This window comes from Cognatiluteimonas lumbrici, assembly GCF_006476065.1.
In the GTDB taxonomy this organism is placed as follows: domain Bacteria; phylum Pseudomonadota; class Gammaproteobacteria; order Xanthomonadales; family Xanthomonadaceae; genus Cognatiluteimonas; species Cognatiluteimonas lumbrici.
In genome coordinates, this window is record NZ_ML636798.1 from 1,558,234 (window position 1) to 1,573,756 (window position 15,523).

Below are 15,523 nucleotides of genomic sequence, written 5' to 3' on the forward strand. Positions count from 1 at the left end.
AGATTGAAAAGGATTCAGTTCGCTGAAAGCGGGGTTGCCCGCGAAAGCCGGGGCTAAGAAGAACCAATCCTTTTTTATCTGTGAAATCTGTGGCTAAACGCTTTTAAAGCGGCAGCGCGGTGGGGTTGTCTTCGAGGTAGGTGTAGGCGGTGAGGCCGGCTTCGAGGGTGGCGGCGAGGGTGGCGGCTTCGTCGGAGGGGAGGTCGGCGGCGTCGATCATGGCGCGGTAGCTGGCGCGCAGCCGTTCGAGATCGTAGCCGACGTAGTCGAGCATGACGTCGGCGGTGTCGCCGCGGCGCTGCTGGCTCATCGCGTAGCCGTCGCCCGACAGGTGCACCTCGACCGCGTCGGTATCGCCGAACAGGTTGTGGATGTCGCCCAGGATCTCCTGGTACGCGCCGACCAGGAAGATGCCCAGCCGGTAGCTCTCGCCCGGGCGCGGCGGGTGCAGCGGCAGCGAGCTGTCGATGTCCTCGTTGACCACGTACTGGCTGACCTTGCCGTCGGAGTCGCAGGTCATGTCGCCGATCACGCCGCGGCGTTCCGGGCGCTCGTCGAGGCGGTGGATCGGCAGGATCGGGAACACCTGCTCGATCGCCCACACGTCCGGGATCGACTCGAACACGCTGAAGTTGACGAAGTACTTGTCCACCAGCCGCTCGTTGAGCTCGTCGAGCAGCGCGCGGTGGCTCTTCTCGGCGTAGTCCAGGCGCGCGCGCACCGCGTGCGCGATGGCATGGAACAGGTCGTCCAGGCGCGCGCGGTGGACCAGGTCGAGCTGGCCGAGCGCGTACAACGACAGGCCTTCGCCGTGATGGTGCTGGGCCTCGTGGAACAGTTCCACCGGCGGCCGGCGGTCGAGCTCGCCGTGGACCTCGCGCAGGCGGCGGATCACCGCGGGCTCGTCGTCGTGCACGTCCGGCACGCGGCCCTCCGGCGCCTCCTCGACCTCGACCACGTTGGCCACCAGCACCGCGTGGTGCGCGGTCATCGCGCGCCCGCACTCGGTCACCAGCCGCGGCTGCGGCAGCCCGTTCGCCTCGCAGGCTTCGGCCAGCGGCTGCACGATCGTCGACGCGTACTGGCGCAGTCCGTAGTTGATCGAGTTGAAGCTGCGCGAGCGCGTGCCCTCGTAGTCCACCCCGAGGCCGCCGCCGACGTCCATCCAGCGCACCTTCGCGCCGAGCTTCGACAGCTCGACGAAGTAGCGCACCGCCTCGCGCACGCCGTTGGCGATGTCGCGAACGTTGGAGATCTGCGAACCCATGTGGAAGTGCAGCAGCTGCAGGCAGTCGCCCATGCCGCGGTCGCGCAGCGTCTTCCACAGGTCCAGCACCTGGCGCGGGCCGAGCCCGAACTTGGCCTTGTCGCCGCCGCTGTTCTGCCACTTGCCGGCGCTGATCGAGGCAAGCCGCATGCGCACGCCGATGCCCGGCACCACGCCCAGCTTCTCCGCCTCCTCGAGGATCATCGGCAGTTCCGACGGCTTCTCGACCACGATGAAGGTCTCGAGCCCGAGCTTGCGCCCGACCAGCGCCAGGCGGATGTACTCTCGGTCCTTGTAGCCGTTGCACACCACCAGCCCGCCCGGGCGCGACAACGCCAGCACCGCCATCAGTTCCGGCTTGCTGCCGGCCTCGAGCCCGAAGCCGTCGCCGGCGTGCGCGGCGAGCACGCCGGCCACGCCGGCGTGCTGGTTGACCTTGATCGGATAGACCGCGGTGTAGCCGCCCGCATAGCCGTGTTCGCCCTGCGCGTGCGCGAACGCGTCCTGCAGCTTCGCCAGGCGGTCGTCGAGGATGTCGGGGAAGCGCAGCAGCAGCGGCAACTTGGCGCCCTTGGCGAGCGCCGCGTCGACCACGTCCGGCAGCGCGATCTCCGGGCCGCCGGCGCCGCGCGGGCACACCACGACCTTGCCGCCGGCCACGTCGTAGTAGCCGTCCGACCAGTGCGGGATCGAGTAGGTCTTGCGGGCTTGGTCGGGCGACCAGGCGGCCATGGCGCGTCCTTGGAGGGTGACGGCGCGTATTCTAGACACTGCGGCGTCAATGGCTCCGCTAGAATTGCGGGTCCCCATCGACCCACCAGCCTGCGAGACCGCGATGACCGCCCCGACCTGGATGCACGAGCATTTCGAGCCCACCGGCTCGTCCATCGGCTTCCGCGTGACCCGCAAGCTGGACGAGGTGCAGTCGCCGTTCCAGAAGATCGAGATCTGGGAGTCCACCGACTGGGGCAACCTGATGCTGATCGACGGCGCGATGATGCTGACCGCGCGCGACAACTTCCTCTACCACGAGATGATGTCGCACCCGGCGCTGTTCACCCACGCCAACCCGCGCGACGTGGCCATCATCGGGGGCGGCGACTGCGGCACGCTGCGCGAGGTCCTGCGCCACCCGGGCGTCGCCACGGCGGTGCAGTGCGACATCGACGAGCAGGTCACGCGCATGGCGGAGAAGTACTTTCCCGAGCTGTGCGAATCCAACGCCGACCCGCGCGCGACGCTGCTGTTCGACGACGGAGTGGCCTGGATGGCCAACCGCGCGCCCGCCAGCCTGGACGTGGTGATCGTGGACTCCACCGACCCGGTCGGCCCCGCCGAGGGCCTGTTCAACCGCGCGTTCTACGCCTCGTGCTTCCGCGCCCTGCGCGACGACGGCATCCTGGTGCAGCAGTCCGAGTCGCCGCTGGCCCTGCTCGACCTGATCCGCGAGATGCGCGCGGAGATGGCCAAGGCCGGCTTCAGCGCGTTCAAGACCCTGCCGTTCCCGCAGCCCTGCTATCCGACCGGCTGGTGGAGCTGCACCCTGGCCCGCAAGCATGCCCATGGGAGCGGGGGCGGCTTCCAGTTCCGCGAAGCCGATGCCCGCGCGGCTGCCCTGGGCACCCGCTACTACAGCGCGGACACCCACCGCGGCGCGCTGGCGACCCCGCCGTTCGTCGCTTCCGCACTGGAAATGTGACACTGTTCGCAATGTGACCTGCCGGCGGCGGACAGCCGCCCCGGCGTGGCGAACAATCGGTCGACCCGCGGATCCGGGAGCCCGCGGGGACACAGGGGATCCCGCTTGTCCTACCTGCGCCTGCCTCCAGCGACCTGGCCCGCGGTATTCGCGCTGCTGTTGCAGCCGGGCATGGCCGTGGCCGCGGCATCGCCATCGCCTTCGCCCGCGCCGGTCCCGGCGCCGCCAGCCGTCCCCGCCCCGCAGTCGGCGGACGCCGCCATCCGGCCCGATGCCGCCGCCTTCGACGCGCTGCTGGCGCACCTGCGCGATCGCGAACTGTGGCGCCAGCCCACGCAGGAGGCCGTGCTCCAGCGGCTGGAAGAACTGCGCCGCCTGCTGCCGCCGGGCGACCGCCTGCGCGAACTGCGTTTCCGCGCGCTGCGCTGCGACTGGGGCTTCGTCGGCGACCCGCGCGAGCAGCTGGCCCATGCCGAGAAGGGACTGGCCGCGGCGCAGGCGCTGGGCGACGGCGCCATGGCCGCCAGCTTCCACTACTGCCGCGGCGGGGCGGTCGAGCAGCTCAGCGGCATGACCGAGGCGCTGCCGGACTTCGACCGCGGAATCGAGATCGCGCGCCGGATCGACGACCGCGCCATGCTCGCCGACGGGCTGGCGCTGCGCGGCAGCACCCACTCGCTGCTCGGCGAGCAGTCGCGCGCGATCCCGGACCTGCTCGCGGCGCAGCGCCTGTACCAGGAGGCCGGCCGCCACCAGGACGCCGAGTCGCTGCTGCTCGACATCGCTGTCAGCTACCGGCGCATGGGCGAGCTGGCCAAGGCCGGCGAGTACCTCGAGCAGAACGCCGAGCACGCGCGCCGGATCGGCGACTGGAGCCAGCTCATCGGCAACCTGCTGCAGCAGGGTTACCTGGCCGAGGACCAGGGCCGGCTGGACGACGCCCTCGCGGCCTACGAACAGGCGCTGGCGCTGGGCCGCCGCCACGGCAGCCGCTACGACATCGCCAGCGCCCACCTGGCCATGGCCTGGCCGTGGATGCAGCGCGGCGACCATGCCCGCGCGCTGGCGCTGGTGCAGCGCGCGCGCACCGAGTTCGCGACGCTGGGCGACGAGACCAACGACGACATGGTGTTCCTGCGCCTCGGCCAGGCCTACGCCGGGCTCGGCAACCACAAGCAGGCGATGGTCTATTACGCGCTGTCGGCCGAGGCGCTGGAGCGCAGCAACAACCGGCGCTACCTCGCGCTGCTGTACCGGGCGCGCGCGCGCAGCGAACGCGCGCTCGGCCAGGACGACGCGGCCTTCGCCGACCTCGAGCGCTACATCGACCTGCACGACGCGATCACCGGCGCCGAGCGCGGGCAACAGGCGCAACTGCTGCGCTCGCAGTTCGACGTCGACCGCCAGCAGATGGAGAACATCCGCCTGGCCAGCGAGCAGGCGCTGCGCGAGCGCCAGCTTCAGGCCCTGCTGCAGGCGCGCCGCTGGCAATGGGTGGCGATGGCGCTGGCCGGGGTCCTGCTGCTGCTGCTCGGCGCGCTGGTGGTGCGCCAGCTCGCGCGCATGAAGCGCTTGCACGAGATCGCCACCACCGATCCGCTCACCGGCGTGGACAACCGCCGCAGCATCGAGCAGCGCGCCACCGCCGCGGTCGCCGGGGCACACGAGGCGGGCGCGCCGCTGACCGCGCTGGTGCTCGACGTGGACCACTTCAAGTCGGTCAACGACGGCCACGGCCACCTGATCGGCGACAAGGTGCTGGAGCGCATCGCCGCGACCTTCCGCCGCGACCTGCGCCACTTCGACCTGCTCGGTCGCACCGGCGGCGAGGAGTTCCTGGTGCTGCTGCCGGACACCGGGCTGGCCCAGGCCGGGGTCATCGCCGAACGGCTGCGCGCGGCGATCGAGGCGATGGACTGCGGCGACCTCGCCGAGGGCCTCGCGTGCACGGTGAGCATCGGCATGGCCGGCCTGCGCCGCGGCGAAAGCCTGCAGGAACTGGTGCAGCGCGCGGACGCGGCGCTCTACCGCGCCAAGGACAACGGGCGCAACCGGATCGAGGTGGACGGCACCTGAGCGGGCGCGTCAGAGCGCGTCGGCGTCGAGCTCGCCGGTGCGGATGCGCACGACCTTGTCCAGGTCCCAGACGAAGATCTTGCCGTCGCCGATCTTGCCGGTGCCGGCGGCCTGCATGATCGCCTCGACCACGGCGTCGGCCTGGTCGTCGGTGACCGCGACCTCGAGCTTGATCTTGGGCAGGAAGTCGACCACGTATTCGGCGCCGCGGTAGAGCTCGGTATGGCCCTTCTGGCGGCCGAAGCCCTTGACCTCGGTGGCGGTGATGCCGGCCACGCCGACGTCCGACAGCGCCTCGCGCACGTCGTCGAGCTTGAACGGCTTGATGATCGCCATGACCATCTTCATCGCGCTGCCTCCGCCGCCGGGTCGATTCCCTTGGGGCGGCCAGCATAACGGATGCGGTATTCTCCGACGCGTCGGCGCCGCGCGCGCCGATGGCCGCTCCCGAAGCAGGTGCCCACGCTGGTGGCCCGACACGGGAGATCCCATGAACGCGACCCTTCATTACGGCAATCGCCAACCCGACCCGATGATCGACCTCGGCCAGCTCGACGAACTCGCCCGCCGGCTCAGCAACCTGGTGCCGCCCGCGGTGCGCGAGGGCCGCGAGGAGCTGCAGCAGAACTTCAAGTCGGTGCTGCAGGCGGGGCTCGGCAAGCTCGACCTGGTCACCCGCGAGGAGTTCGACGTGCAGCGCGCGGTGCTGCTGCGCACGCGCGAGCAGGTCGAAACCCTGCAGCGCACGGTCTCCGAGCTCGAGGCGCTGCTCTCGGCCGCCTCCGGCGACGACCCCGGCAAGCGCTGACTTCCCGCCATGGGACTGGCGATCGTGCACAGCCGTGCACGCGCCGGCGTGCACGCACCCGCGGTGCGGGTCGAGGTGCACCTTGCCGGCGGGTTGCCGCGGATGTCCATCGTCGGACTGCCGCAGGCCGCGGTGCGCGAATCCAGCGAGCGCGTGCGGGCCGCGATCCAGTGCTCGCAGCTCGAGTTCCCGGCGCGGCGCATCACCGTCAACCTGGCCCCGGCCGACCTGCGCAAGGACGGCGGCCGCTTCGACCTCGCGATCGCGCTCGGCATCCTCGCCGCGAGCGAGCAGCTGCCGGTCGAGGCCCTGCGCGACGTCGAGTGCCTCGGCGAACTCGCGCTGACCGGCGAGTTGCGCGCGGTGGACGGCGTGCTGCCCGCGGCGCTGGCGGCCAAGCACGCGGGACGCCGCCTGCTGGTGCCGGAGGCGAACGGCGCGGAGGCCGCGCTGGCGCGCGGCGTCGAGGCGTGCACCGCACGCACGCTGCTGGAGGTGTGCGACGGACTGCAGGGCCGGCGCACGTTGCCGCCCGCCGAGGCCGCGCCGTGCACGCCCATGGCCGGCCCCGACCTCGCCGACGTCCGCGGCCAGGCGCGCGCGCGACGCGCGCTCGAGGTCGCCGCCGCGGGCGCCCACCACCTGCTGTTCGTCGGGCCGCCCGGTTGCGGCAAGACCCTGCTGGCGTCGCGGCTGCCGGGCCTGCTGCCCGAGGCGAGCGAGGCCGAGGCGCTGGAGACCGCGGCGATCGCGTCGGTCAGCGGGCGCGGCCTCGATCCGGCGCGCTGGCAGCAGCGCCCGTTCCGCAACCCGCACCACACCTCGAGCGCGGTCGCGCTGGCCGGCGGCGGCAGCGATCCGCGCCCGGGCGAGGTCTCGCTGGCGCACAACGGCGTGCTGTTCCTGGACGAACTCCCCGAGTGGGGCCGGCACGCGCTGGAGGTGCTGCGCGAGCCGCTGGAGTCGGGCTGCGTCAGCGTGTCGCGCGCCGCACGCCAGAGCGACTACCCGGCGCGCTTCCAGCTGGTGGCGGCGATGAATCCGTGTCCGTGCGGCTGGGCCGGCGACCGGCACGGACGCTGCCGCTGCAGCCCGGACATGATCGACCGTTACCGCGGGCGCGTGTCGGGTCCGTTGCTCGACCGCATCGACATCCACGTGGAGGTGGCGCGGCTACCGCCGGCGGCGCTGCGCCCGGACGCGCCGCCCGGGGAGCCGACGGCCGCGGTGCGCGCCCGCGTCGAGTCGGCGCGGGCGCGCCAGCAGCAACGCGCCGGCAAGCCCAACGCGCGCCTGGACCGGCGCGAAACCGACCTGCACTGCCGGCTCGCCGGACACGACCAGGCGCTGCTGGAACGCGCGATCGAGCAACTGCAGCTCTCCGCGCGCGCGATGCACCGCATTCTGCGCGTCGCGCGCACCATCGCCGACCTCGACGGCAGCGACGCCATCGCCACCGCCCATCTCACCGAGGCGCTCGGTTACCGCGGCGCCGCTGCCTCCGGGACGTAGGCCAGGCGCCGGGCCGCGACCGCGACCGGTGACAACAGGTCGTTGCCCGGGCGCTCGATGTAGGCGCGCCCGCGGTGCGCGGCCAGCCACGCGGCCTGCTCCGCGGCGGCCTCGGCGTCGCCGGCCGCCGCCAGCGCGCGTTGCAGGGAGAACCGGGTCACCACCATGGCGTCGTCCCCGGCGGCCACCGCACACAAGCGGTCCACGGCGTCCCGCGGCCGGCCGTCGATGCGCGCCAGTTCGGCCTCGAGCACCGCTTGCAGTTGCACCATCAGGGGGTAGTCCCCGAGCGCATCGAAGCGCTCCGCGCGCACGATCGCGCGCGCCAGCGGGCCACGCGCGTCGACCAGCGCGGCGAGGTAGCCCAGCGCCTGCACGGCGTTCGACGACGCGGAGGGATAGGCCGCGTCGAGCCGCGTCGCGTCCTCCTCGACCCGCGCCATCTCGCGCGCGATCCGCGCCGTGGCCTCCGCCCGCGGCAGTTGCCCCGAGGCCACGTCCACGGCCAGCTGCCGGATGCGCTGCCACGTGCCCGCCACCAGGGGTTCGGCGCTGGTGGCGGCGGCGGTCGCCTCGGCCGCCAGCGCGCGCGCCCGCGCCCAGTCGCCGCGGTCGATCGCCAGCAGCGCCTGCTGGTCGGGCAGCAGCACCTCGCCGCTGTCCACGCCGGTGGGGACCCGGCTGGCGAGGACCCGCTCCACCCCCTCCCAGTCGTCCTGCACCGCATAGGCGAAGGCGTGGCTGAAGCCGGCGCCGCGGTAGCCGTGGGTGCGTGCGCGCTCGAACGCCTCGATCGCCTGCTGCGGGTGCTCCAGGAGCAACAGCGCCATGCCGCGCAGGTAGTCCGCGGCGCCACGGCGCGCCGACTGCGGCACGGCCGCGGCGTCGGCATGGCGCAACGCGGCGCGCGCGTCGTTGACCGCGAACAGCTCGATCTGGCCAAGCGACAGGTGCGCGGAAAGTTCGTCGGGATAGAGCTCCAGCAACTGCTTCCAGGCCCGGCGAGCGGGTCCGGGCGGGCCGAGCCGGGCAACGCTGGCGTCCAGCCGCAACCCGTCGCGCAGCGACAGGCGGTTGCGCAGCCCGTCCGCGCGCGCGTAGGCGTCGCGCGCCGCGGGCAGGTCGCCGAGCTGGTGCACGTAGCTGCCGCCGGCCGCGACCATCGCCAGCGCGAACTGCGGATCGATCGCGATCGCGCGCTCGAACCAGGCGATGGCGTCGCCCGGCTCGCCGGCATCGGCGTGCTTGCGGCCCAGCGCGTAGGCCTTGAGCGCGTCGAGGCTGGCGGTGGTGGCATCGGGCAGCGATGCGGTGTTGCGCTCGATGGATTGCATCGCCTCGCCCAGTTCGCTGCGCAGCGCCCTGGCCACCGTGTCCACCGAACCCAGCGCGGAAGCCGCGCCGGTGCCGTCGGCGAACTCGGCGTGCACCGTGGCCTGGGTGCGCGGGTCCACCACCTCGGCGCTGAAGCGCAGGCGGCCGCCGACCTCGGCCACCGTCGGCAGCACCACCGCGCGGGCACCGTCGCGCAACGCGACTTCGGAAGCCAGCATGCGGTCCAGCGGCGCGCCTGGCCGGCGCATCTGCGCCAGCGTCTCGCGCGCCTTGAGGTCGCTGAGCACATTGACGTGCCGCGACTGCTCCAGGCTGATGCGGAAGGCCTGCTGCAGCGACTCGTCGAGGCGCTCGTCGCCGGTCAGGTTGCGCAGGTCGGCCACCACCACCCAGTCGCGCTCGGCGAAGGCGATCGCCGGTTGCGGCTGGGCCAGGAACCAGGCGCCGACCGCGAGCCCGGCCAGCAGCAGCAGTTCGGCGGCCAGCGTGGAGGGGCGCCGCCAGCGCGGCACGTCGCGCCAGGCCTTGCCGCGGTCCTGCCGCGGCGCGCGCAGCGGCGCGATGCCGGGCTCGCCGACCTCGAACACTTCCTGCGCCTGCGGTACGCCCTTGAAACGCCAGCGGCCCCAGGACTTCCACACCAGTTGCTCGCCGCGCTCGCCCAGCTCGCGCGCGGCGCGGTGCGCGAGCGGCTCGGCGGTGGCCGAGAGCAGGATCTGGCCCGGCCGCGCCATGGTCATCAGGCGCCCCGCGGTCGGCTTGGCCAGGCCCTCGACCTCCAACGGCTTGGCACCGAAGGTCACCGCGGCATCGCTGTTGCGCCAGGTCAGCACCTCGCCGACGTGCAGGCCGGCGCGCGCCCGGAGTTCCATGCCATGGCGCGCGACTCCGTGGCGCGCGCCGATCTCGCGCAAGCCGCGGGTGTAGTCGAGGGCGAAGCCGAGCCCGTCGATGGCGCGCTCGAACAGCAGCAGCAGGCCGTCGGAGCGGTCGATCAGGCGCCCGCGCCAGTGCTGCTGCAGGCAGAGCACCAGCCGGTCATGGTCGCGGAACAGTTCCGCCGCCGCGGCATCCCCGAGGCGCTCGACCACCATGGTCGAGTCGCACAGGTCGGTGAGCAGGAGCGTGCGTACCTGCGGCGTCGCATCGGTCGTCATCGCGCGTCAGGCCGTCGCCGCGACCCGGTCCTGCCACTCCACCCGGTTGCCGCCCAGGCGCTTGGCCCGGTACAGGGCGGCATCGGCGCGCGCGTACAGGTCGTCCCAGCCCTGGTCCGCCTCCACCGGGCTGGCGCCGATGCTCAGCGTGGTCATTTGCGGCTGCTCGGGCTGCAGCGCCTGCAGGGCCTGGGCGGTGTCCACCACGAACTGCGCCACGCGCAGGATCGCCTCGCGGTCGGCCGCGCCCACCAGCAGGCAGAACTCGTCGCCCCCGAGGCGGCACGGCAGGTCGCCCGCGCCCGCGGCCGAGCGCAGGATGTTGGCGACGCCCTGCAGCACGCGGTCGCCCGCCAGGTGCCCGTGCGCGTCGTTGACGCGCTTGAAGTGGTCGCAGTCCACCAGCAGCAGGCCGTGCCCGGACAGCGGCGCGCGCCGGCGGCGCTGTTCCAGGTGCAGCTGGAAGCCGCGCCGGTTGGCCAGCCCGGTGAGCTCGTCGGTGCGGGTCAGCGCCTCGCTGCGGTCGAGGCGGCGGGTGGTGGCGTGCAGCCGGTCCAGCGCGGCCTGCAGCTCGATGTTGCGGTGGCGCATGCGCGCGATCAGGTCACGCTCGTTCAGGACCACGCGCGCGATCGCGCGACGCAGGAAGTGGGCCAGCAGGACCGGAGCGCGTTCGGCGATGGCCTCGAAACCGTCCTGGCGCAGCTCGAGCAGCACGGTGCTGCCGATCGCGATGGCGTCGGCGCTGCGCGCATGGTCGCCGATGAGCAGGCCGAGTTCGCCGAAGAAACCGTGCCGGCCGACGCGCCGGGTCGCCAGGTCACCGCCGAAGTCGAGCTCGATGCCGCCCTGCACGACCACGTACATGGTCGTGCCCAGGTCGCCGCGCCGGAACAGGGTCTCGCCGGGCCCGAGCAGGCGCGGTCGCCCGACCTGCTCGAACAGCGCGTACTCCTCCGCCGTGAGCGCGGCAACGGTCGGCGCGACGGTGTCCCGAGTCTCCAAATCCACGACCCCCATGCCGTGCAGAACGGCAGGATAGCAGCGGACCGGCCGCGTTCAGGCCCCGGGGGGCGGCTGCGCGACGTCGCGGTTGCGGCCCCGCCAGGGCGCGTACCAGCGCTGGATGCGGTGGATGTCGGCGGTCATGTCCTCGCCGAGCACGAACAGCGGGCCGATGCCGATCACCTTGCGCGGATAGTCGAAGTACGCGGGCAGCACCGGCACGCCGGCGCCTTTTGCGATCTTCCAGAAGCCGGGCTTCCAGCGCTCGACGTGCTTGCGCGTGCCCTCCGGGGCGAGCCCGAACCAGTAGCGGTCGGCGTTGGCGATCAGCGCCGCGGCCTGCTCGGTGACGCCGGCCGCGGCGTCGCGGTTGACCGCGATGATCCCCAGCCGCCGCATCAGCACGCCCAGCGGCCACCAGAACAGCTGGTGCTTGCCGAGGATGCGGATGTCGAGGCCGAGCGCCAGCTTCGCGGCCATGCCCCAGATGCCGTCCCAGTTGGAGGAGTGCGGCGCGCCGATCAGCACCAGCTTCGGCAGGTCGGGGAAGGCGCCTTCCATGCGCCAGCCCCCCAGGCGCAGCACGCTGCGCCCGAGCCAGCGTCCGAAGCGCCCGCCGCGTACGCGCGGTGCGTTCGGCGGCAGCGGCAGCACGACGTCGCCGACGGCATCCAGGTTGGAATCCGCCAGATTGGAATCCGCGCCCATGCGTCCCCCCGATTGGTCCGGTCAGTCCCAGTCGCGGCCGGACCGGCCACGCTTGATCGTACCGCGCTCGCGCTTGGCGTCCAGCCGGCGCTGCTTCGCTGCGCGCGTGGGCCGCGTAGCGATGCGCGGTTTCGGTGCGCGCAGCCCCGACGCGATGAAACGCGCAAGCCGCTCGCGGGCGTCCTCGCGGTTGCGTTCCTGGGTGCGGAAGCGCTGCGCGGACAGCACCAGCACGCCGTCGGCGGTCACCCGGCGGTCGCGCTTCGCCAGCAGCCGCGCACGCACGGCCTCGGGCAGCGAGGGCGAGGTGGCGATGTCGAAGCGCAACTCGACCGCGGTCGCGACCTTGTTGACGTTCTGCCCTCCGGGACCGGACGCGCGCACGAAGCGCTCGGCCAGTTCCGCTTCCGGGATGGCGATGCCGTCGACCTCGAGCATGCGGGGATTGTAGTGACTGCGGGTAGCGGCCGGGTCGCGGATGCCGGCGAGTGTTTCAATAACGCGTTCCGTTCCGTGTCACGGGGAAGACATCCATGCGTCTGCTGTCGCTGCTCCTGCTCGCGCTGCTCGTGCCGGCCGCGGGCCCCGCGCCCGCCGCCGGCCTGCCCGACGGCGTCACCGCCGGCCCCTCGGTCGAGGGCATCCACGAATACCGCCTCGACAACGGCCTCAAGGTGCTGCTGTTCCCGGACCCGAGCAAGGCCACGGTCACCGTCAACGTCACCTACAGGGTCGGCTCCCGCCACGAAGGCTACGGCGAGACCGGGATGGCGCACCTGCTGGAGCACATGCTGTTCAAGGGCACGCCGGACCATCCGGACATCCCCGGCGAGATGAAGAAGCGGGGCATGTCGAAGAACGCGACCACCTCGCTCGACCGCACCAACTACTTCGAAACCTTCCAGGCCGATCCCGCGCAGCTCGAATGGGCGCTGCGCATGGAGGCCGACCGCATGGTCAACTCCAAAGTCCTCGCCGAGGACCTGGCCAGCGAGATGACCGTGGTCCGAAACGAGTTGGAGGCGGGCGAGAACAACCCGGTCCGGGTGCTGGTGCAGCGGCTGATGAGCACTGCCTACCTCTGGCACAACTACGGCAACAGCACGATCGGCGCGCGCTCGGACGTCGAGGGCGTCGAAATCGCGCGGCTGCGCGACTTCTACCGGACCTGGTACCGCCCGGACAACGCCGTGCTGATGGTGGCCGGGCGCTTCGACGCGGACGCCACGCTGGCGCTGGTCGCCGACAGCTTCGGGCGCATCCCACGACCCGCGGCGGCGATGCCCGCGTTGCCGACCCGCGAGCCGGTGCAGGACGGCGAGCGCCGCGTCACCGTACGCCGCACCGGCGACGTCAAGGTCGCCGCGCTGGCGTACCACATCCCGGCCGCGGCGCACGCGGACACCGCCGCGCTGGCCGTGCTGGCCCAGGTCCTCGGCGACACCCCCGCCGGGCGCCTGCACAAGGCGCTGGTGGAGGGCGGCAAGGCCACCGGTGCCGGCGCCGCGAAGTTCGAACTGCACGATCCCGGCCTGCTGCTGCTGTACGCGCAGCTGCCGCTGGAAGGCGACGTGGACGAGGTCGCCGCGCTGCTGGTGGACCAGGTCGAGGGCCTCGACGGCACGCCCGTGACCGAGGCCGAAGTGGAGCGGGCAAAGACCGCCCTGCTCAAGGGCATCGAGCGCCAGCTCAACGACGCCAACCAGGTCGGGCTGGCGATCTCGAACCTGGTCGCCGCCGGCGACTGGCGCCTGTACTTCCTGCGCCGCGACCGCATCGAGGCGGTCTCCGCGGCCGACGTCAACCGCGTCGCCGGCGCCTACCTGCAAGCGAGCAACCGCACCGCGGGCGTGTTCCATCCAACCGCCGAGCCGCGGCGCGCGGTGATCCCGGAGGCTCCGGACCTTGCGACGCTGCTCGACGGCTACAAGGGTCGCCCGCCGGTCGCCGCCGGCGAGGTCTTCGACGCCAGCCTCGGGAACATCGAGGCGCGCACCACGCGCAGCACGCTGCCGTTCGGGGCGAAGCTGGCGGTGCTGCCCAAGGACACCCGCGGCGACACCGTGCGCGGCCGGATCAGCCTGCACTTCGGCCACGAGGACACGCTGATGCACACTGGCGCGGCGCCGGGCTTCGTCGGTGCACTGATGCGCCGCGGGACCACGGAACTCGATCGCGAGGCGCTCGCCGACCGCCTCGACCAGCTCAAGGCGACGGTCGGCATCTCCAGCAGCGCCACCGGCGCGAGCGTCAGCCTGTACACCACCCGCGAGCACCTGCCCGAGGTGATGCAACTGGTCGCCGACATGCTGCGCCGCCCGGCGTTCGACCCGGACGAGTTCGAGCAGATCCGCCTGCAGGCGATCACCGGCGTGCAGTCGCAGGTGACCGAGCCGGGCCCGGTCGCGGGTCGCGCGCTGGCGCTGCACCTGGACCATTATCCCGAGGGCCATCCGCGGCACGTCCTCACCTTCGACGAGCAGGTCGCGGCCTACCGGGCAGTCACGCTCGACCAGGTCCGGCAGTTCCACCGCGACTTCTACGGCGCCGACCACGCGGAATTCAGCTTCGTTGGCGACTTCGACCCCGCGGCGCTGGAGGCGCAGCTGGTGTCGCTGTTCGGCGACTGGAAGTCCCCCGACGGCTACGAGCGCATCCCGGACCCGTACCGCCCGAGCGAGGTCGTGGACCTGCGCCGGGTGACGCCGGACAAGCCCAACGCGGTGTTCCTGTTCCGTACCGACTACCCGATGACCCAGGACGATCCCGACTATCCGGCGATGGAAGTCGCCACCTGGATCTTCGGCGGCGGCGCGCTGAAGTCGCGGCTGGGCGACCGCCTGCGCCAACAGGAGGGTTTGAGCTACGGCGCCGGTGCAAGCCACGCTGCCGGCATCCTCGACGACAACGCGCACTTCAGCGGCTACGCCATCACCGCGGCCGGGAACGTGCCCAGGGTGGGCGCCGCTTTCCGCGAGGAACTCGAGCGGCTGCTGGCCGACGGCATCACCGCGGAGGAGCTCGACGACGCCGTGGCCGGCCTGCTGAAGGCACGCGCCAAGTCGCGCAACGAGGACGCCAACCTGGTCGGCTCGCTCGAGTTCCAGCTCTACTACGGCTTCACCACCGAACGCGCGGCGAAGTACGAGCAGGCGCTGCGGGACCTCACGGTGGAGCAGGTGAACGCGGCAATCCGCCGGCACCTCGATCCGGAGCGGATCTCCACCGTGGTCGCCGGGGACTTCCCCGACGGCGCCGGCTAGGCCCCGGCCTGGAACAACGCGAGGGCCCTGGTGAACTCCGCGTCCGGAGGCGCCAGGGCCTCGATGCGCCGGCCATCCCGCGGGTGCTCGAACGCGAGCCGCCGCGCGTGCAGCAGCATGCGGTGGATGCCCATGGCGCGGAAGGCGCGGTTGTGGCGGCCGTCGCCGTGGCTGGTGTCGCCGACGAGGTGGTGGAAGGCGTGCTTGAGGTGGCGGCGGATCTGGCGGAAGCGGCCGGTGCGCGGCGAGGCGCGCAGCCACGCATAGCGCGAGGTGTCGAAGCCCTGCGACGGGATCGGCAGCTCGCAGGTGGCGAGCACTTCGAAGTCGGTGACCGCGGGCTTCTTCAGCGGCTTGCCGGGACCGCCGTCGAGCGGGTGGTCGATGGTGAAGCGTGGCCCGGACGGCCAGCCGCGGCAGATCGCCCAGTAATCCTTCTCAAGACTTTCGGCCATCAACGCCTTGCCGAGTGCGGAGGCGGTCTCGCGATCGAAGGCGAGCAGCAGGCAGCCGCTGGTGGCGCGGTCGAGCCGATGCACCAGGAACACCGGCCGCCCGAACTGGGCGCGCAGGCGGTCGGCGGCGAAGTCGGTCTCGCCGCGCGCCAGCGCGCTGTCGTGCACCATCAGCCCGGCGGGCTTGTCGACCACGGCAAGGCAGTCGTCCCGGTACAGGACGTCGAGCGCGCTCACC

Annotated in this window: 12 protein-coding genes; 5 read left to right on the forward strand and 7 right to left on the reverse strand. The window is 72.4% G+C overall.

Features of this window, described 5'->3' with window-relative positions:
• Window positions 1–103 precede the first annotated feature (103 nt).
• Entirely contained in the window at window positions 104–1,999 is a 1,896-nt protein-coding gene (gene speA, locus E4F25_RS07570; RefSeq protein ID WP_140909553.1) for an arginine decarboxylase, read from the reverse strand.
• A 103-nt stretch (window positions 2,000–2,102) separates the two neighbouring features.
• Here speA and speE point away from each other — a divergent pair, with 103 nt between their 5' ends.
• Entirely contained in the window at window positions 2,103–2,966 is an 864-nt protein-coding gene (gene speE / locus E4F25_RS07575) for a polyamine aminopropyltransferase (protein WP_140909554.1), read from the forward strand.
• A 105-nt stretch (window positions 2,967–3,071) separates the two neighbouring features.
• The gene (locus E4F25_RS07580) at window positions 3,072–5,042 is read left to right on the forward strand and encodes a tetratricopeptide repeat-containing diguanylate cyclase (protein ID WP_140909555.1); all 1,971 of its coding nucleotides are present in this window, start codon (window positions 3,072–3,074) and stop codon (window positions 5,040–5,042) included.
• 9 nt (window positions 5,043–5,051) lie between these two features.
• Here E4F25_RS07580 and E4F25_RS07585 read toward each other — a convergent pair whose 3' ends face one another.
• Entirely contained in the window at window positions 5,052–5,390 is a 339-nt protein-coding gene (locus E4F25_RS07585; protein WP_140909556.1) for a P-II family nitrogen regulator, read from the reverse strand.
• A gap of 184 nt (window positions 5,391–5,574) precedes the next feature.
• On the opposite strand from E4F25_RS07585, the gene ubiK reads away from it, so the two are divergent.
• Window positions 5,575–5,850, forward strand: coding sequence for a ubiquinone biosynthesis accessory factor UbiK (gene ubiK / locus E4F25_RS07590; protein WP_140910379.1), 276 nt, complete (start codon window positions 5,575–5,577; stop codon window positions 5,848–5,850).
• 9 nt (window positions 5,851–5,859) lie between these two features.
• A complete protein-coding gene (locus tag E4F25_RS07595; RefSeq protein ID WP_140909557.1) occupies window positions 5,860–7,362 on the forward strand; it encodes a YifB family Mg chelatase-like AAA ATPase in 1,503 nt (500 codons plus the stop codon).
• Here E4F25_RS07595 and E4F25_RS07600 read toward each other — a convergent pair.
• The 4 genes from E4F25_RS07600 to arfB are packed head-to-tail and all read right to left on the reverse strand — an operon-like array spanning window position 7,332 to window position 12,005.
• Window positions 7,332–9,854, reverse strand: coding sequence for a putative peptide modification system cyclase (locus E4F25_RS07600; RefSeq protein WP_140909558.1), 2,523 nt, complete (start codon window positions 9,852–9,854; stop codon window positions 7,332–7,334). The two genes, E4F25_RS07595 and E4F25_RS07600, sit on opposite strands and share 31 nt — an antisense overlap.
• Window positions 9,855–9,860: 6 nt before the next feature.
• Window positions 9,861–10,874 carry a GGDEF domain-containing protein gene (locus tag E4F25_RS07605; RefSeq protein WP_140909559.1) on the reverse strand — a complete coding sequence of 338 codons (1,014 nt, stop codon included), beginning with the start codon at window positions 10,872–10,874 and terminating at the stop codon, window positions 9,861–9,863.
• 39 nt (window positions 10,875–10,913) lie between these two features.
• Window positions 10,914–11,567: a lysophospholipid acyltransferase family protein gene (locus E4F25_RS07610; protein ID WP_140909560.1), complete on the reverse strand. Its 654-nt coding sequence runs from the start codon at window positions 11,565–11,567 to the stop codon at window positions 10,914–10,916.
• A gap of 21 nt (window positions 11,568–11,588) precedes the next feature.
• Window positions 11,589–12,005: an alternative ribosome rescue aminoacyl-tRNA hydrolase ArfB gene (arfB, locus tag E4F25_RS07615; protein ID WP_140909561.1), complete on the reverse strand. Its 417-nt coding sequence runs from the start codon at window positions 12,003–12,005 to the stop codon at window positions 11,589–11,591.
• 95 nt (window positions 12,006–12,100) lie between these two features.
• Between arfB and E4F25_RS07620 the strand changes: the two genes are divergently transcribed.
• Window positions 12,101–14,830 (forward strand): M16 family metallopeptidase, encoded by a 2,730-nt coding sequence (locus tag E4F25_RS07620; protein WP_140909562.1) that lies wholly within the window; start codon window positions 12,101–12,103, stop codon window positions 14,828–14,830.
• Here the strand turns inward: E4F25_RS07620 and E4F25_RS07625 are convergent.
• On the reverse strand, window positions 14,827–15,522 hold the full coding sequence (locus E4F25_RS07625) for a pseudouridine synthase (RefSeq protein ID WP_246069818.1): 696 nt from the start codon (window positions 15,520–15,522) through the stop codon (window positions 14,827–14,829). The genes E4F25_RS07620 and E4F25_RS07625 overlap by 4 nt on opposite strands.
• Window position 15,523 lies beyond the last annotated feature (1 nt).